Origin of the sequence: Paraoerskovia sediminicola, assembly GCF_030296575.1 — a bacterium.
GTDB lineage: Bacteria > Actinomycetota > Actinomycetes > Actinomycetales > Cellulomonadaceae > Paraoerskovia > Paraoerskovia sediminicola.
This window is the reverse complement of record NZ_AP027729.1, coordinates 571,195-587,293: the sequence shown is the minus strand read 5'-3', so window position 1 is coordinate 587,293 and position 16,099 is coordinate 571,195. Positions and strand designations below refer to the sequence as shown.

The following is a 16,099-nucleotide window of genomic DNA, read 5'->3' as shown; positions in this document are numbered from 1 at the left end:
CTCGCGATCGCGTTCGTCGCGTTCGCCGTGGACCTCGCGCAGCTCTCCGGACGCCGGGGAGACCTCCCGGCGCACGGCCGACGAGAAGGTGTCGGTCGCTGCCGCGGGCGCGGAGCCGGCCGGTGGCGTCGACGCGCCGGTCGACGCGACCTCGGGCCCCACCACGGCCGACGCCGACGAGACGGGCGCCCCCGGCAGGCGCCGCTCCAAGGCCGCAGGCATCGGCATCTCCACGTCGTGGCTCGCCACCGGGCTGCTGCTGTTCGCGATCGTCGCCCGTGGGTTCGCCGCCGGTCGGGCGCCGTGGGCCAACATGTACGAGTTCGCCGTCGTCGGGGCGTTCGTGGCGCTCGCAGTGTTCCTCGGCGTCAACTCGCGTCGCGACGTGCGCTACCTCGGTGCGTTCGTCACGGGCCTCGCCGTCCTGTTCCTCGCCGTCGCCCAGGTGAACCTGTTCGTCCCGGCCGACGGCGTCCAGCCGGCGCTCCAGTCCTACTGGCTCGTGATCCACGTGGGCGTCGCGATCATCGCGACGGGCATCTTCACGGTTGCGGCGGTCACGTCGCTGCTCCAGCTCTTGCGCGACTCCAGGGACTCCGGCTCGGTGCTGCTGAACCGCAAGGCCTTCGGGTGGCTCGACGTCACCCCAGGACCGGTGCAGCTCGAGGCGCTGAGCTTCCGGCTCAACGCCGTCGCGTTCGTGCTCTGGACGTTCACCGTCATCGGTGGCGCGATCTGGGCGGAGCACGCGTGGGGCCGCTACTGGGGTTGGGACCCCAAGGAGGTCTGGAGCTTCGTCGTCTGGATCGTGTTCGCCGCGTACCTGCACGCACGCACGACCCGCGGCTGGTCCGGTCGCCGCGCGGCGTACTTCGTCCTCGTCGGCTACGCGTGCGTCATCTTCAACTTCACGGGCGTGAACCTGATCTTCAACGGCCTGCACTCGTACTCGGGCGTGCCGACCGACTGACGGCTGGACCGGCTGACGCTCAGGCCGTCGAAGGCTTGGACCGGGTGACGCCCAGACCGACTGGCGCTCAGACCGGCACCTTCCGACTGGCGGCGAGACTGTCGCGCGGGCCGTGCCCGAGGGCGTCAGACGTTCGGCGTGGCCGGTCCTCGCGGGACCTACCCGCGGGTGTCGTCGCGCGGGTCGTCGTCGCCGGAGTCGTCGGTTCCCGAGCTGTCGTCCTTCTCGCGGGGCGCTTCGTCGCCGGTGTCCTTCGGCTCGCTGGTCGGGCGATCGTCGCCCAGGTCGCCCGCAGCCTGGCTCTCGTCCGCGCCGCTCGGGTCCGCGTCGCCAGGTCCCGCAGCAGCACCGCCGGCGGCACCACCGTCGGCGGGACCCTGACGGCGGCGTTGCTCCTGGGCGAGCCGCCACAGGAAGTCCGGGTCGTCGTCCGGGGCCACAGGCCCGGAGGCGCGCGGACGCGTCCCTCGACCGTTCGACCGGGAGCCGCGTCCGGGGAGCCCGCGGGGCCCGTTCCCGCGACGCGCGCCGTCCGGGAGCGCTTCGCGACGATCCACGCGAGCGGGCCGAAGTAGGGCAGGACGATGATGAGCAGGATCCACAGGCCCTTGGGCATGCCGCCCCGCTCACGCTCGTCGCTGTTGGCGCAGTCGGTGAGTGCGTAGACGGCCAGGCCGACCGCGACGAGGACGATCAGGACGCGCATCATCCCTCCAGGATAGGCGCCTACCCTGGGTGCCGTGCCCCTCGTCCTGTACTCCGTCCTCCGCCTCCTCCTGTTCGCCGTCGCGCTCGGTGGCCTGTACCTCGCCGGGCTGCGGGGATGGCTGCTCGTCGTGGTCGCGGCCGCGATCGCGCTGATGGTGAGCTACCTCGCGCTCGCCCGTCCGCGCGACGCCGCGTCGCGCTACCTGGCCCAGAAGCAGGAGGCGCGCAGCGCGCGCACGGCTCGAGGGGCGGCGTCCGACGTGGACGCCGCAGCCGAGGACGCCGCGGTGGACGGCGCATCGGGCCACACGTCGGACGGCGCGTCGGGAGACACGTCGGACGGCAGGCCGGACGCGGAACCGGACGACGCGGTCGCGCGGAATCGGGACGCGCGGTATCAGGACGCGCGGGACGCGGCGACGGACCGCGAGGACCACGGCCCGTCGGGCCCTGCCGCGAGGCGCTGAGCCCGGCCGGTCCCGGCCGAGGGCTCAGAGCGCGAGGCCCACGCCCAGGAGCACGCCGTAGGCGAGCTCGTAGACCCCGGTGCCCGCGAGCACCGGCACGAGGGCGCGGCCGCGCGCTCCTGCGACGACCGTCACCGACAGCATGGCGGCGGGCGCCAGCAGCAGGAGGGTCAGCAGCGACCACGGCGCGACCGCGGCGCACACCGCGGCGAGCGGGATCGGCAGCAGGATCCCGGCGAGGTAGGCGCGGCGGGCCTTGGAGTCGCCGAGCCGGACGGCGAGCGTCCGCTTGCCCGCGACGACGTCCGTCGGGATGTCGCGGATGTTGTTGGCCATGAGGATCGCGCAGGCGATGAGTCCGATCCCGACGGCGCCCAGCCATGCGGTCCACGGCACGGTCCCGGCCTGGACGTAGGTGGTCCCGGCGGTCGCGACGAGGCCGAAGAACACGAAGACGAAGACCTCGCCGAGACCGCGATAGCCGTAGGGAGACCGCCCGCCGGTGTAGTACCAACCCGCGGCGATCGAGGCCGCGCCGACGGCGAGCAGCCACCAGTGCCCGGTGATCACGACGAGGACGAGCCCGAGGAGCGCGCCGAGGCCGAACGCTCCGATCGCGGCGGCCTTGACGTGGGACGGCGGCGCCGTGCCGGTGGCGGTCAGCCGCAGCGGGCCGACCCGGTCGAGGTCGGTGCCGCGGACCCCGTCGGAGTAGTCGTTGGCGTAGTTGACGCCCACCTGCAGGGCCAGGGCGACGCCGAGCGCGAGGATCGCCGGCACGAGCGCGAACCCGTCGATCTGCGCGGCGGCGCCCGTCCCGACCAGCACGGGGGCGGCCGCTGCGGGGAGGGTGCGGGGGCGGGCGCCCTGGAGCCATTCGGCGGCCGTCGTCATCTGCTGATCTCGTCCTCGTCGCTCGTCGTCCCGGCCGCCAGCGCGGCGACCGCGGTGCGGTCGATCTTGCCGGGACCGCGGTGCGGCAGCCCGTCCACGACCACCAGCCGCCGGGGTGCCGACGGCGAACCCAGGGTAGTCGCGACGCGGGTGCGGACCAGGCCGAGCAGGTCCTCGAGCGACAGGGTGCTACGGCCCGCCGGGTCGGCGAGGGTGATGGCGGCGACCACCGCGGTGCCCCACTCCTCGTCGGGAACGCCCACCACGCAGACCTCACCGATCCCGCGGAGCTCGCCGAGCACCGCCTCGACGGCGGCGGGGGCGACGTTCACGCCGCCCGTGACGATCATGTCGTCGGCGCGGCCCAGGACCTCGACGGCGTCGACCCCGAGGGGTCGGACGGCGTCGCCCGGGTCCGCGTGACCGTCCCGAGGTCGTTGGTCCGGAACCAGCGGCGCCCGGTGGCCGGGTCGGTCGTGAACCCGCCCTGCGGGGTCCCGGGCGGACCGACGTACCCGGCCGCGAGGACCGGCCCGGCGATCTCCAGGACACCGCCGACCTGCCGCACGTCGACGCCCGGCAGCGGGACGCCGTCGTACACGCACCCGCCGCAGGTCTCCGACATGCCGTAGGTGGTGACGACCCGGAGCCCGTGGTCGCGGGCCTGCGCGAGCGTCGCCGGTGGCGTCGCGGCCCCACCCACGAGGATCGCGTCGAGAGTCCGCAGGGCGTCGAGCGCCTCCAGCCCGTCGACGTGCCCCGCCGTGGCGCCGGTGAGGACGCGGTGGAGCTGGGTGGGCACCAGCGAGGCGTACCGCCGGCCGGGCCCGGCGCGGCGGACGAGGTCGACGAGCAGTCCGGTGCCGCGCGGGCCGTCCGGGGTCGGCACCACCGGGTCCACCCCCGCGACGTGCGAACGCACGATCACCTGGAGCCCGGCGACGTGGGTCGTGGGGAGGGCGAGCAGCCACTGGCCGGGACCGCCGAGGCGCGCGTGGGTCGCGGTCGCGGACGCGACGAGCGCGTCCGCGCGCAGCGCCACCGTCCGCGGCGTGCCCGTGGACCCCGAGGTGGTGACGAGCAGCGCCGTCCCCTCCGGGACGACGGCAGCGCCGACCGGGCCCGGCAGGGGCAGGTCGGTCGCGACGGGAGGGCCGCCGTCCAACGCCGTCGCGATCGCGGCCCGGAGGGCGTGGGCGTCCTCGGGCGCGGGAACGGCGTGCATCAGCACAGCGTAGGCCGGGAGCGTCCGCTCAGAACGCGTACGGGAACCCGGACCAGTCGGGGTCCCGCCGCTCGAGGAACGCGTCCCGGCCCTCCACCGCCTCGTCGGTCATGTAGGCCAGCCGTGTCGCCTCCCCGGCGAAGACCTGCTGACCCATGAGGCCGTCGTCGGGCAGGTTGAACGCGAACTTGAGCATGCGGACCGCCTGGGGCGACTTGGTCGCGATGATCCGCGCGTACTCGACCGCGAGGGCCTCGAGGTCGTCGTGCTCGGCCACCTCGTTGATCGCACCCCAGCGCTCGGCGTCGTCGGCCGAGTACTCGCGGGCGAGGAAGAAGATCTCGCGGGCACGCTTCTGGCCGATCTGCCGGGCCAGGTACGCGGAGCCGTAGCCGCCGTCGAACGAGCCGACGTCGGCGTCGGTCTGCTTGAACCGTGCGTGCTGCCGGCACCCGATCGTCAGGTCCGCGACGACGTGCAGGGAGTGCCCGCCCCCGGCGGCCCACCCGTCGACCACGGCGACGACGACCTTGGGCATGGTCCGGATCAGGCGCTGCACCTCGAGGATGTGGAGCCGGCCGGCGCGGGCCGGGTCGACGTGGTCGGCCGTCTGTGCGGCGCCGCCGCCGTCGGGGGCGGTCGTGTACTGGTAGCCCGACCGCCCGCGGATCCGCTGGTCCCCACCCGAGCAGAACGCCCAGCCCCCGTCCTTCGGCGACGGGCCGTTGCCGGCGATCAGGACGGTGCCGACGTCCGAGGTCATCCGGGCGTGGTCGAGCGCGCGGTAGAGCTCGTCGACGGTGTGGGGGCGGAACGCGTTGCGGACCTCGGGGCGGTCGAACGCGATGCGCACGACCGGGAGGTCGCGCGCCGCGTCGCCGGAGCGGTCGACCCCGCGGTGGTACGTGATGTCCGTCAGGTCGTCGAACCCGGCGACCTCGCGCCAGCGGGTGGGGTCGAAGGTCTCGGACACGGTGCGGGGGAGTTCGGTCACGCTGGCAAGGCTAGACCGGGAGTCTCGCCCGCGAGCAAGACTGGTACGCTCGTACCATTATTCGGCGACCCGGTGGTCGGGACGGAGCGAGGTGAGCATGTCATGGCATGGGCGGTACTGATCCTCTCGGGGGTGCTCGAGGCAGGGTGGGCGCTGAGCCTCAAGGCGTCCGAGGGCTTCACGCGGCTCTGGCCCAGCGTGAGCTTCGGCGTCATGCTCGCCGCATCCATGCTCGGCCTCGCCTACGCCCTCCGCACGCTGCCCGTCGGGCCGGCGTACGCGGTGTGGGTCGGCATCGGGGCGTCCCTCACCGCGGTGCTGGCGATCGTCTTCATGGGGGAGTCCCTCTCCGTGCTCAAGGTCGTCTCGCTCGTCCTGATCGTGGCGGGGGTCGTCGGGCTCAACCTGGCGGGCGGGGGCCACTGATGGGCGACGTCGAGAACCGTTCGGACGGGCAGGCGCACGAGCAGGCGGACGGACAGGCGCGCGACGACGCCGCCCCGCCGCGCCGCCAGGCCCGGGGCGTACGACGCCGGACGGCGATCGTGCGGGCCGCTGCCGACCTGATCCTGCGCGACGGCCCCGGCGCCCTCAGCCATCGCAGCGTCGCCGCGGAGGCCGACGTGCCCCTCGCCGCGACCACCTACTACTTCGCCGGCCTCGATGAGATCGTCGCCGAGGCCGGGCGGGTGCTCTCGGCCGGGTGGGCGCAGAGCGCCGGGGCGCAGGTGGCCGTCGCGCGCCGCGCCGTGGCCTCGGGAGAGGTCGGCCCGTCCGTCGCCGGGAGGCGGCGCAGCGCGGAGATCCTCGTCGACGCGATCGTGCCCGACGGGGACCGGACGGCGGTCCGCGGCTTCTACGAGCAGCTCGCCGGAGCGGGGCGCAACCCCGCGCTCGAGGCCGCCTACGCGGCGGGCCGGGAGGCGCTCGACGTCGCGATCGCAGAGCTCGCGGACGTCCTCGGGGTGGGGCCGGGCGTCCAGGTCCTGGTCGCCGTGGTGGACGGCGCGGCCGTCACGGCGCTCGCGGAGGGCCGGGACGTCCGGGCGCTGGCCGTCGACCTGGTCGGTCAGGTGCTCACGGACGCCTGACCTTGGGATCGGGACCGGTCTGGCGGGTCGGGTCACAGCGTCGTCGCCGGTCCGCGGGAGCTCGCGGCACTAGGCTGGCCAGGTGTCGCCAGAACCCGCGGGGCCCGCAGCGAGCGGGCTCGTCGTCTACCGCACACCCCTGCGCCTGAGGTTTCGTGGCGTCGACGCGCGGGAGGGCGTCCTCGTCCGCGGGGCTGCGGGCTGGGGCGAGTTCTCGCCGTTCCGCGAGTACGACGACGCCGAGGCCCTCGCCTGGTGGCGAGCGGCCCGCGAGGCGGCCGACGTGGGCTGGCCCGCCCCTCGCCGTGACGCCGTCCCCGTGAACGTCACCGTCCCCGCCGTCGATGCGGACCGCGCCCACGAGATCGTCGTGGCCTCCCACGGGTGCCGGACGGCGAAGGTCAAGGTCGCGCAGCGCCTCGCCGACGGGTCGTACGAGCCGGTCGGCGCGGAGATCGCCCGGCTCGAGGCGGTCCGGGCCGCGCTCGGTCCGGGCGGGCTCGTCCGGATCGATGCCAACGGCGCCTGGGCGGCGGACGAGGCGGTCGCCCGGATCCGCGTGCTGGACCGCGCCGCCGGAGGGCTCGAGTACGTCGAGCAGCCGTGCGCCAACGTCCCGGAGCTCGCGGCGGTGCGCCGGGCCGTCGACGTGCCCGTCGCCGCCGACGAGTCGATCCGCCGGGCCGAGGACCCGTTCGCCGTGGTCCGCGCGAAGGCCGCCGACATCGTCGTCCTCAAGGTGCAGCCGCTCGGCGGGGTGCAGGCGTGCCTCGACCTGGCCGAGCAGGTCGGGCTTCCCGTCGTCGTGTCGTCGGCGATCGAGACCTCCGTCGGGATCGCCGCAGGCGTGGCGCTCGCGGCCGCGCTCCCCGAGCTGCCGCACGCGTGCGGCCTCGCGACGACCTCCCTGCTCGCCCAGGACGCCGTGCCGCACCGGCTGGCGCCCGTCGACGGGCAGATCCCGGTCGGCAGACCGGACCCCGACGCGACGTCCCTCGCGGCCCTCGCCGCAGACCCCGATACCGAGCGCTGGTGGCGCGACCGGGTCGGGCGCGTCGAGCGGCTGGCCGCCGCAGCACCGGCCGGGAGCGGTCCCGTCGTGGAGGGGTCCGATGACCGACTCGCCCGCGGTCCGCGCGGGGCGCGTCCTCGTCGCCGAGCTCGTCGCGCACGGGGTGCGGCACGTCGTCCTCAGCCCCGGCTCCCGCAGCGCGCCGCTGGCCTACGCGCTCGCCGACGCCGAGTCCCGCGGCGAGCTGCGGCTGCACGTCCGCGTCGACGAGCGCTCTGCAGGGTTCCTCGCGCTCGGTCTGGCCAAGGGCGCGGCGCTCGCGGGCGAGCCGGAGGCCGTCGCCGTCGCGACGACGTCCGGCACCGCGGCCGCGAACCTGCACCCGGCCGTGCTCGAGGCGCACCACACCGGGGTCCCCGTCGTGGTGCTCACCGCGGACCGGCCCCACGAGCTGCGCGGGACCGGGGCCAACCAGACCACCGCGCAGCCCGGGCTGTACGCGTCCGCCGTGCGGTACGAGGCCGACGTGCCCGCCCCGTCGGGGGCGGCCGGCGAGGACCGAGACCTGCGCGCCGTGCTCACCCGGGCGCTCGCGGCGGCGCTCGGCGCCCGCACCCAGCACCCCGGGCCTGTGCACCTGAACCTGTCGTACCGCGACCCGCTCGTGCCGAGCGACAGTCCGCACGAACCCGGGCACGAGGACGTTCAGCCGCTCGCGGGGAGAGCGCGGCGGGGTCGGACCCCGTCGACGCGTCGTCCGCCGAGGTCCCGGGAGCCTCGCTGCCGTCGCGCGACCCGGCGCCGGGTCGCGGCGTCGTGGTGCGGTCGGTGCCGCCGTCCGACGGTCCTCCGGTCGTCGAGGTGCCGGACGACGTCGCGCACCTCGTGCGGGTGGGTCCGGACGAACCGCCGACGGTCGTGGTCGCCGGCGACGGGGCAGGGGCATGGGTGCGCGGGCTCGCCGAGAACCGCGGCTGGCCCGTGCTCGCCGAGCCGTCGTCGGGCGCCACGGGCGGCCCGCACCAGGTCTGCGCGTACCGGCTGCTGCTCGACACGTCGCTCGCGGGCGAGGTGCGGCGCGTCGTCGTGGTCGGTCGCCCGACGCTCTCCCGCCCGGTGCAGCGCCTCCTCGGGCGCCCGGAGGTGACGGTGCTCGTCGTCGCTCCCGGCGCGGCACCCTGGGTCGACCCGGGGCGGGTCGCCGACGTCGTGCTGCCCGGCCGCCCGAGCGCGTGGTCCGAGAGCTGCACCGCTGACTCCACCGATACCGCGAGCGCTGCCGACTCCACCGACACCGCGGGCACCGCCGACACCGCCGGCACCGTGGGCGCCGTCGATGCCACCTGGTGCGCACGATGGGTGCGGGCCGGGCGCCGCGCTTCAGAGGTCGTGGCCGACGAGCTCGCGCGCGAGCCGCGGCAGGCGGGCGACACCGGTGAACCGCTGGGTGCATCGGGCTCGTCGGGCTTGTCAGGTCTGGGCGTGGCGCGCGCGGTCGCCGCCTCCACGTCGGGTCGCGTCGCCGGGCAGCGACCGGTGCTGATCGTCGGCTCCTCCAACCCCGTGCGCGACCTCGATCTCGTGACCGGGATCGATGCCGTCGGCGCCGAGCACGCGGAGGCGCCCCTGACCGTCGTGGCCAACCGCGGGCTCGCCGGCATCGACGGCGTGGTCTCGACCGCGACCGGGGTGGCCCTGAGCAGTGGCCGCCCGACGACGGTGCTCCTCGGCGACCTCACGTTCCTCCACGACATCGGCGGACTCCTGCGAGGTGCCGGCGAACCCGCCCCCGACCTGCGCGTCGTCGTGGTCAACGACGACGGAGGCTCGATCTTCGCGACCCTCGAGCAGGGCGCGCTCGCCGCGCGCAGCGAGACGGCGGCGGCACGCTTCGAGCGTGTCTTCGCGACCCCCACGGGGCCGACCTGGCGGCGTTGTGCCACGGTTACGGCGTCCGGCACACCCGGGTCTCGACGGGGGACGACCTCGCGTCGGAGCTCGCGGCTCCCGTGGCGGGCGTCGAGGTGATCGAGGCGCGCGTGTCACGTGCCGGTCGCCAGGGGCAGGAGGCACGGCTGCGCGCCGCCGTCGAGGATTCCTAGGGAACTCCCAGGAAAGTCCAAGGCATACGTCAGGCTGCCCCTGTTGAATCGAGGTCGGATCAAGGAGGCGACCTGATGAACGACGAGCGCACGCCGGAGCAGCCGGCCCAGGACACGACGAGCACGCAGCAGCACCCGCAGGTGAACCCGACGCAGCCCGTCGAGGTTCCCCAGGCCTGGGGGAGCGCCCCGGCGGCGAGCCGCCGCGGCCCGACGCCGCGGCCTATCGAGGAGCCGGGCAGCAGCAGGCGCCTCAGCAGCAGCCGCGCTACGGCGCGTACGCACCGCAGCAGTACGGGCAGCAGGCCCCCGGCCAGCAGCAGGGCGCCGCCCCGCAGCACACCGCGCACTACGCGCAGGCCGGCCAGCACGGCTATGCCGCGCAGCAGCAGAACCAGCAGGGCGCCACCGACCCCCACGACCCGTGGGCTGCGCCGCAGAACGGGTCGGGCGCTCCGGCCGGGACGCCGTCCGGCACCGGGGAGGCCGCGCACCGCCGCGGTATCTGGCTGCCGGTCACGGCAGCCGCCGTGGGCGGGGCCCTGCTCGCGAGCTTCGGGACCGCAGCGCTCACCGGCGCCTTCGACGGGTCGACGTCGGCCTCGGCCTCCCTGGCCGACGTCGGCGGCTCAGGCTCTTCCACGAGCGGCGAGGGCACCGGGTCGGCCGTGACGAGCTCGACGTCGCAGAACCCCGACTGGGAGGAGGTCACGACGGCCGTCTCCCCGTCCGTCGTCGCCATCCAGGTCACCACCGCCCAGGGCGGGGGCGAGGGGTCCGGTGTGGTCATCGACACCGACGGTCACATCGTCACGAACAACCACGTCGTCTCGGGTGCCGAGTCCGTGAGCGTGACGCTCAGCGACGGCCGCCTCTACGAGGCCGAGATCGTCGGTACGGACCCCACCACCGACCTCGCCGTGGTCAAGCTCAAGGACGCTCCGGACGACCTGCAGCCCGCGTCGATCGGCGACTCGGACACGGTCGCCGTGGGCGAGCCCGTGCTCGCGGTCGGCAACCCGCTCGGCCTGGCCAACACGTCGACGACCGGCATCGTGTCCGCACTCGACCGGCCGGTCTCGGCCTCGGGCGAGGACACCTCTGACGTGGTCGTCACGAACGCGATCCAGATCGACGCCGCGGTCAACCCCGGCAACTCGGGCGGGCCGCTGTTCGACGCCGAGGGCAACGTCATCGGCATCACCTCGTCGATCGCCAGCCTGTCGAGCGGGCAGTCCCAGTCCGGGTCGATCGGCCTCGGCTTCGCGATCCCGGTGAACCTCGCCAAGAACATCAGCGCGCAGCTCATCGAGAACGGCACGGCAGAGCACGCGTTCCTCGGCGTGAACCTCACAGACGCCTCGGCGACCGCGGACGGCGTCACCCGCCGCGGCGCCGAGGTCGCCGCGGTCAGCGACGGCTCGCCCGCCGCGGACGCCGGCATCCGGACCGGTGACGTGATCGTCGCGATCGGCGACGACGCGGTGAACGGTGCCGAGTCCCTGACGGCGTTCGTCCGCGAGCGTGAGGCCGGCGAGCAGGAGACCCTGACGCTGGTGCGCGACGGCTCGTCGCAGACCGTGGACGTCACCTTCGCGACGCGACCTGCTGACGAGCAGTCCAGCAGCGGTGGCGACAGCGTCGTCCCGGGCGACGGGCAGAGCCAGCAGGACGGCCAGGGCGACGGCCAGGAAGACGGGCAGGGAGACGGGCAGGGCCAGCAGGGCGACGGCTCGGACCAGAGCCAGCCGAACAACATCCCCGACTGGCTGCAGAAGCTCTTCGAGGAGCAGAACCAGGGCTGACCCGCCAGCCTGTCCCGGACCGACCGGCACGCGTCCGGACATGTCCGGACCGCACACGCACCGGCCCGCCCCCTCGATCGGGGGCGGGCCGGTGCGTCTGCTCAGGCGAGCGAACGGCTGAAGTAGGTGGCGTCCTCGACGTACCCGAGGGCTCGGTAGAAGTCGCCCGCCCCCGGTGTCGCGAGGCTCACGCTGACCGCGTCCACGGACCGTGCCCAGCGCTCCGCGGCGCGGACCAGCTCGCGGCCCAGGCCCTGTCGGCGGGCCGAGGGCAGGACGGCGACCTCCGAGACCCAGACGACGGACCCGCCCGCCGCGAGGGTGCGGTGGAAGTTGGCCAGCAGGTAGCCGACGAGCCCTTCGTCCGGGGACTCGGCGACGACGAGATACGTGTCGAGGAGGCTGACCAGGGGACCGAACGAGCGGTCGAAGGACCCGCGGTCGGGCTGGTCGCCGGGGATCTGCCGGACGAGCGGCCACACCGCCTCGCGGTCGCCGCTCGTGGCCCTGCGCAGCACGAGACCGTCGAGCTGCGGCGGCTCGGGCGGGTCGCCGGCCTGGGTCAGGTGTGGCATACCGCACAAAATACCAGCGACGCCGTCGGGGCCAGGCGGGCGACCAGGCAGGTCGTCAGGCGCCGAGCGCGCCCCGCATCGGCTCGAGCTTCGCCTCGGACTCCGCCAGCTCGGCGGACGGGTCCGAGGCCGCGACGATCCCGCACCCGGCGAACAGCCGCACTGTGCGGGCGTCGGTGGCCGAGATCTCGCACGAGCGCAGCGCGATGCCCCACTCGCCGTCGCCGTCGGCGCCGAACCACCCGACGGGCGCGGCGTAGCGGCCACGGTCCAGGCCCTCGACGTCGTGGATCACGGCACGGGCCGCGCGGGTCGGCGTCCCGCAGACCGCCGCGGACGGGTGCAGGGCCGCCGCGAGGGCGAGGCTCGACGGGGCGCCGGCCGCCGGGGTCCGCCGCTCCGCGGGCGCGTGCTGGTGGGTGTCGACGGGAGGCGCCGGGTCGGAGCGCAGCACGCCGGTCACGTCCGAGGCGAGGTGCAGCACGTTCGGCAGGTGCAGCACGAACGGGGCCTCGGGGACGTTCATGGACGAGCAGAACGGGGCCAGCGCGTCGGCGACCGAGCGCACCGCGTACTCGTGCTCCTCGAGGTCCTTCGACGACCGGGCGAGGAAGAGCGCGGGGTCGTGGCCGTCGTCGTCCGCAGCGGGGCCGGCGGGCTCCGACGAGCCCGAGCGGCGGATCGTGCCCGCGAGGACGCGCGAGGTGACCAGCCCCTTCTCGGAGCGGACGAGGAGCTCTGGCGTGGCGCCGACGAGACCGTCGACGCTGAACGTCCAGCACGCGTCGTAGGACCTGGCGAGCCTGCCGAGCAGGTGGCGCGGGTCGACGGGGTGCTCGGTCGTGGCGACGACGTCGCGCGCGAGCACGACCTTGTCGAGCTCGCCCGCCCGGATGCGTGCCGTCGCGGTCTCGACCGCCGTCTTCCAGTCCTCGGTCGAGAGCGACCCCTCGCGGGTGTGGACCGCGCCCGGGGCGGTGACCGGGAGCCTGCGGGCGGGGTCGAGCAGGCGTGCGGGGTCCGCCGGGGGTACGGCTGCGGGCGCGTCCCTGGGGCTCTCCTCGGTGCTGTCCTCGGGGCCGTTCTCGCTGCCGCCCGGCACGAGGTCCGGCAGGAGGTCCAGCGTCGTCAGCCAGGTGTCCGGACCGCGGCGTCCGACGACGACCCGCGGCACGATCACGACGCCGGCGGCGGGCAGGTCGTCCCCGGGCTCGTCGAGCGACGCCGAGCCGAGCGGCGAGTCCTCGAACGCGAACGAGCCGAAGGCGACGGCTCCGCTCCCGGGGACGCGGACGTCGTCCTGCACCTGGGCGCGGCCCAGGACCTCCTGCCAGGCGGCCTCGGCGTCGGCGAACCGGCCCGGCCCCCACGTCTCGAGCCGGAGCGCCTCGCCCCAGCCGACGATCCCGTCGCCGCGTCGTACCCACACCAGCGGCGCGGTGTCGGGGAGGAGGTCGACGAGTGCTCCGGGGCCGTCCGGGAGGTCGGGGATCCGGGTGGTGGTCACGACCAGGCGGGGCGCCACGGGCTCGGCGGGTGCGGCGTTCATCGTGGACCAGGGTAGACGTGAAACGATGGCGCCATGTCGCGCGCCAGCCTGGACAAGAAGCCCGCCGAGGTCGCCTCGATGTTCGACGGGATCGCCCGTCGGTACGACATCACGAACGACGTCCTGTCCCTGTGGCAGGACCGCCGCTGGCGGACGGCGACGGTCGACGCGGTCGCCGCGATGCCGGGGGAGCGGGTGCTCGACCTCGCCGCGGGGACCGGCACGTCGAGCGAGCCCTTCGACGCGGACGGGGTCGACGTGATCCCGTGCGACTTCTCGATCGGCATGCTCGCCGAGGGCAAGAAGCGCCGCCCCGACCTGCCGTTCGTCGCGGGCGACGCGACGCGGCTGCCGTTCGCGGACGCGAGCTTCGACGCCGTGACGATCTCGTTCGGGCTCCGCAACGTCGTGGACACCTCGGCGGCGCTGCGCGAGATGCTCCGGGTCGTGCGCCCGGGCGGCCGCGTGGTGGTCTGCGAGTTCTCGCACCCGACGTGGGCGCCGTTCCGCAAGCTGTACGTCGAGTACCTGATGCGTGCGCTGCCCGCCGTGGCCGGTGCGATGACGCGCGACCCGGGGTCGTACGAGTACCTCGCGGAGTCGATCCGCGCGTGGCCCGACCAGCCTGCGCTCGCCCGTCTCATGATCGACGCCGGCTGGGAGTCGGTCGCCTACCGCAACCTCAGTGCGGGGATCGTGGCACTGCACCGTGCGACCCGTCCGGCGTGACCCCTCGGCCCCGGCGCGGGCCGGTCTCCGGTCGGCGCCGCTGAGGGAAGGTTCACCTTGGTACCGGTCGTCAGGACTCGTGGTTAAGGTGTGACCGGATCGTTGTGAGCGCCTTCACAATCCCGCCGCGCGGATGTGCCCGACTCGGGGGATCGTTGGGGTGCGGGTGCTCACTCGGTCCCGCGCGACGGGGCGACCGACGGGCGACGGTCTGACGACGAAGGAGCGACTGTGCAGGCGAGGACGAACGATGACGCGGACGTCATCGTCGTCGGCGCAGGCCCGGCCGGCTCCGCGGCGGCCCACTACTGCGCCGCCGCCGGACTCTCGGTCCTGCTGCTCGAGAAGGCGTCGTTCCCGCGCGACAAGATCTGCGGCGACGGGCTGACTCCTCGCGCGGTCGCCGAGCTCGCCCGCATGGGCGTCGACCCGGACACCGAGGACGGGTGGATCCGCAACGACGGTCTGCGGGTCGTCGCCGGCGGGCGCCGCTGGGAGCTCCCGTGGCCCGACCTCGCCGCCTACCCCTCGTACGGGCTGGCGCGGTCGCGCCAGAACCTCGACCACACCCTCGCCGCGCACGCGCAGCGCACCGGCGCGAAGCTCATGGAGCGCACGGCCGTCACGGGTCCGCTGCTCGACGAGCGCACGGGTCGCGTCGTCGGCGTCACGGCCCGGCCGGTGGACGAGCGCGGCCGGCGCAGCGGCGACGAGGTCACCTATCGCGCACCGGTCGTCGTGGCGGCGGACGGCGTCTCGTCCCGGTTCGCGCTCGCGCTCGGCCTCGAGAAGCGGGCGGACCGCCCCGTCGGCGTCGCCGTCCGGACCTACTTCACCACCCCGCGCCACCAGGACGCGTGGATGGAGAGCCACCTCGAGCTCTGGGACGGCAAGCCCCAGGAGTCGAACCTGCTGCCCGGCTACGGCTGGATCTTCTCCCTGGGCGACGGCACCGCGAACGTGGGGCTGGGCTCCGTGAGCTCGACGCCGGGCCGCCAGTCCGCGCAGAACGTCGACTACAAGGACCTCTTCGCGAAGTGGATGGCGAACGCCCCCGCCGAGTGGGAGTTCACGCCCGAGAACCAGATCGGCCCCGTCCGCGGTGCCGCGCTGCCGATGGGGTTCAACCGGAAGCCGCTCTACACGCGCGGCGTGATGCTCGTCGGCGACTCGGGCGGCATGGTCAGCCCGTTCAACGGCGAGGGCATCGCCTACGCGATGCAGGCCGGGCGCGTCGCGGCCGACGCGATCGCGCAGGCCCGGACGCGGTCCCACGTCGGTGCCCGCGAGCGCGCGCTGGAGCGCTACCCCGAGATCATGTCGTCCGAGCTGGGCGGGTACTACACGCTCGGGCGCATCTTCGTGCGGCTCATCGAGCACCCGGAGATCATGCGGCTGTGCACCCGCTACGGGCTGCCGCGCCCCGTGATCATGAAGTTCGTGCTGAAGCTGCTCTCCGACTGCTACGAGCCCCACGGCGGCGACTGGGTCGACCGCGTCATCGCCGGGCTCACGCGGGTGGTGCCCGCCTCATGACCTCGATCCTGGCCACTTCACGAGGAGTCCTCCGATGAGCAACCCGTACGTGCCGCTCCTGTTCCTGATCGGCATCGGTGCCGTGCTCGCCCTCGGTGGCGTCGGCGCGAGCGCGATCATCGGCCCCAAGCGCTACAACCGCGCCAAGCTCGACGCCTACGAGTGCGGCATCGAGCCCACGCCCCACGCGATCGGGGGTGGGCGCTTCCCGATCAAGTACTACCTGGTCGCGATGACGTTCATCGTCTTCGACATCGAGGTCGTCTTCCTGTACCCGTGGGCCGTCGACTTCGCTGAGCTGGCCGTCTTCGGGCTCGTCGCGATGATGTCGTTCCTGGTGCTCATCACGGTGCCGTTCGTCTACGAGTGGCGACGGGGTGGGTTCGAGTGGGACTGATCGCGGTGCGTCCGACGACCCGCACGGCCGGCGCGTCCGGCAGCC

At 74.5% G+C, this 16,099-nt stretch carries 17 protein-coding genes and 1 pseudogene; 10 read left to right on the top strand and 8 right to left on the bottom strand.

The window, feature by feature from the left end; translation table 11 throughout:
- Positions 1-88: 88 nt before the first annotated feature.
- Positions 89-970 (top strand): c-type cytochrome biogenesis protein CcsB, encoded by an 882-nt coding sequence (gene ccsB / locus QUE47_RS02905; protein ID WP_286218492.1) that lies wholly within the window; start codon positions 89-91, stop codon positions 968-970.
- Positions 971-1,128: 158 nt separating this feature from the next.
- Here the strand turns inward: ccsB and QUE47_RS02900 are convergent, their stop codons facing one another.
- The gene (locus QUE47_RS02900) at positions 1,129-1,410 is read right to left on the bottom strand and encodes a hypothetical protein (RefSeq protein ID WP_286219565.1); all 282 of its coding nucleotides are present in this window, start codon (positions 1,408-1,410) and stop codon (positions 1,129-1,131) included.
- 300 nt (positions 1,411-1,710) lie between these two features.
- On the opposite strand from QUE47_RS02900, the gene QUE47_RS02895 reads away from it, so the two are divergent.
- Positions 1,711-2,145, top strand: coding sequence for a DUF4229 domain-containing protein (locus QUE47_RS02895; RefSeq protein ID WP_286218491.1), 435 nt, complete (start codon positions 1,711-1,713; stop codon positions 2,143-2,145).
- Positions 2,146-2,169: 24 nt separating this feature from the next.
- Here QUE47_RS02895 and QUE47_RS02890 read toward each other — a convergent pair whose 3' ends face one another.
- The 4 genes from QUE47_RS02890 to QUE47_RS02875 are packed head-to-tail and all read right to left on the bottom strand — an operon-like array spanning position 2,170 to position 5,258.
- Positions 2,170-3,039, bottom strand: coding sequence for a 1,4-dihydroxy-2-naphthoate polyprenyltransferase (locus QUE47_RS02890; RefSeq protein WP_286218490.1), 870 nt, complete (start codon positions 3,037-3,039; stop codon positions 2,170-2,172).
- Positions 3,036-3,389, bottom strand: coding sequence for an AMP-binding enzyme (locus QUE47_RS02885; protein WP_286218489.1), 354 nt, complete (start codon positions 3,387-3,389; stop codon positions 3,036-3,038). The genes QUE47_RS02890 and QUE47_RS02885 overlap by 4 nt, the downstream gene beginning before the upstream one ends.
- Complete coding sequence (locus QUE47_RS02880; RefSeq protein ID WP_286218488.1) at positions 3,386-4,264, bottom strand: AMP-binding protein; 879 nt, start codon at positions 4,262-4,264, stop codon at positions 3,386-3,388. Before QUE47_RS02880 ends, QUE47_RS02885 begins: the two co-directional genes overlap by 4 nt.
- 28 nt (positions 4,265-4,292) lie before the next feature.
- Positions 4,293-5,258, bottom strand: a complete 966-nt coding sequence (locus tag QUE47_RS02875) for a 1,4-dihydroxy-2-naphthoyl-CoA synthase (protein ID WP_286218487.1) — start codon at positions 5,256-5,258, stop codon at positions 4,293-4,295.
- A gap of 102 nt (positions 5,259-5,360) precedes the next feature.
- Between QUE47_RS02875 and QUE47_RS02870 the strand changes: the two genes are divergently transcribed.
- From QUE47_RS02870 to QUE47_RS16465, 4 genes and pseudogenes are all read left to right on the top strand, one after another.
- Entirely contained in the window at positions 5,361-5,684 is a 324-nt protein-coding gene (locus tag QUE47_RS02870) for a DMT family transporter (protein WP_286218486.1), read from the top strand.
- Positions 5,684-6,349, top strand: coding sequence for a TetR/AcrR family transcriptional regulator (locus tag QUE47_RS02865; protein WP_286218485.1), 666 nt, complete (start codon positions 5,684-5,686; stop codon positions 6,347-6,349). The genes QUE47_RS02870 and QUE47_RS02865 overlap by 1 nt, the downstream gene beginning before the upstream one ends.
- Before the next feature lie 82 nt (positions 6,350-6,431).
- Positions 6,432-7,358, top strand: a pseudogene (locus tag QUE47_RS02860) (o-succinylbenzoate synthase); the annotation flags it as partial.
- Positions 7,359-7,461: 103 nt separating this feature from the next.
- On the top strand, positions 7,462-8,508 hold the full coding sequence (locus tag QUE47_RS16465) for a thiamine pyrophosphate-binding protein (RefSeq protein ID WP_350227718.1): 1,047 nt from the start codon (positions 7,462-7,464) through the stop codon (positions 8,506-8,508).
- A 1,014-nt stretch (positions 8,509-9,522) separates the two neighbouring features.
- Here the strand turns inward: QUE47_RS16465 and QUE47_RS02850 are convergent.
- Complete coding sequence (locus QUE47_RS02850; protein WP_286218484.1) at positions 9,523-9,882, bottom strand: hypothetical protein; 360 nt, start codon at positions 9,880-9,882, stop codon at positions 9,523-9,525.
- 111 nt (positions 9,883-9,993) lie between these two features.
- Between QUE47_RS02850 and QUE47_RS02845 the strand changes: the two genes are divergently transcribed.
- Complete coding sequence (locus tag QUE47_RS02845; protein WP_286218483.1) at positions 9,994-11,268, top strand: S1C family serine protease; 1,275 nt, start codon at positions 9,994-9,996, stop codon at positions 11,266-11,268.
- A 101-nt stretch (positions 11,269-11,369) separates the two neighbouring features.
- Here QUE47_RS02845 and QUE47_RS02840 read toward each other — a convergent pair whose 3' ends face one another.
- Positions 11,370-11,843, bottom strand: a complete 474-nt coding sequence (locus QUE47_RS02840) for a GNAT family N-acetyltransferase (RefSeq protein WP_286218482.1) — start codon at positions 11,841-11,843, stop codon at positions 11,370-11,372.
- 55 nt (positions 11,844-11,898) lie between these two features.
- Positions 11,899-13,392 (bottom strand): isochorismate synthase, encoded by a 1,494-nt coding sequence (locus QUE47_RS02835; protein ID WP_286218481.1) that lies wholly within the window; start codon positions 13,390-13,392, stop codon positions 11,899-11,901.
- 33 nt (positions 13,393-13,425) lie between these two features.
- On the opposite strand from QUE47_RS02835, the gene QUE47_RS02830 reads away from it, so the two are divergent.
- The 3 genes from QUE47_RS02830 to QUE47_RS02820 all read left to right on the top strand — a co-directional run bounded on the left by QUE47_RS02830 (position 13,426) and on the right by QUE47_RS02820 (position 16,054).
- Positions 13,426-14,121 carry a demethylmenaquinone methyltransferase gene (locus QUE47_RS02830; RefSeq protein ID WP_286218480.1) on the top strand — a complete coding sequence of 232 codons (696 nt, stop codon included), beginning with the start codon at positions 13,426-13,428 and terminating at the stop codon, positions 14,119-14,121.
- 231 nt (positions 14,122-14,352) lie between these two features.
- Positions 14,353-15,657: a geranylgeranyl reductase family protein gene (locus QUE47_RS02825; RefSeq protein WP_286218479.1), complete on the top strand. Its 1,305-nt coding sequence runs from the start codon at positions 14,353-14,355 to the stop codon at positions 15,655-15,657.
- Between the two features lie 34 nt (positions 15,658-15,691).
- Positions 15,692-16,054: an NADH-quinone oxidoreductase subunit A gene (locus QUE47_RS02820; protein ID WP_286218478.1), complete on the top strand. Its 363-nt coding sequence runs from the start codon at positions 15,692-15,694 to the stop codon at positions 16,052-16,054.
- The last annotated feature ends 45 nt before the right edge of the window (positions 16,055-16,099 follow it).

Excerpts from the sequence above, each read along its gene's own strand:
- QUE47_RS02890 (WP_286218490.1), bottom strand. The coding sequence starts at position 3,039 with ATGACGACGGCCGCCGAATGGCTCCAGGGCGCCCGCCCCCGCACCCTC.
- QUE47_RS02870 (WP_286218486.1), top strand. The coding sequence starts at position 5,361 with ATGGCATGGGCGGTACTGATCCTCTCGGGGGTGCTCGAGGCAGGGTGG.
- QUE47_RS02820 (WP_286218478.1), top strand. The coding sequence starts at position 15,692 with ATGAGCAACCCGTACGTGCCGCTCCTGTTCCTGATCGGCATCGGTGCC.
- QUE47_RS02840 (WP_286218482.1), bottom strand. The coding sequence starts at position 11,843 with ATGCCACACCTGACCCAGGCCGGCGACCCGCCCGAGCCGCCGCAGCTC.
- QUE47_RS02880 (WP_286218488.1), bottom strand. The coding sequence starts at position 4,264 with ATGCACGCCGTTCCCGCGCCCGAGGACGCCCACGCCCTCCGGGCCGCG.
- QUE47_RS02865 (WP_286218485.1), top strand. The coding sequence starts at position 5,684 with ATGGGCGACGTCGAGAACCGTTCGGACGGGCAGGCGCACGAGCAGGCG.
- QUE47_RS16465 (WP_350227718.1), top strand. The coding sequence starts at position 7,462 with ATGACCGACTCGCCCGCGGTCCGCGCGGGGCGCGTCCTCGTCGCCGAG.
- QUE47_RS02830 (WP_286218480.1), top strand. The coding sequence starts at position 13,426 with ATGTCGCGCGCCAGCCTGGACAAGAAGCCCGCCGAGGTCGCCTCGATG.
- QUE47_RS02885 (WP_286218489.1), bottom strand. The coding sequence starts at position 3,389 with ATGATCGTCACGGGCGGCGTGAACGTCGCCCCCGCCGCCGTCGAGGCG.
- QUE47_RS02835 (WP_286218481.1), bottom strand. The coding sequence starts at position 13,392 with ATGAACGCCGCACCCGCCGAGCCCGTGGCGCCCCGCCTGGTCGTGACC.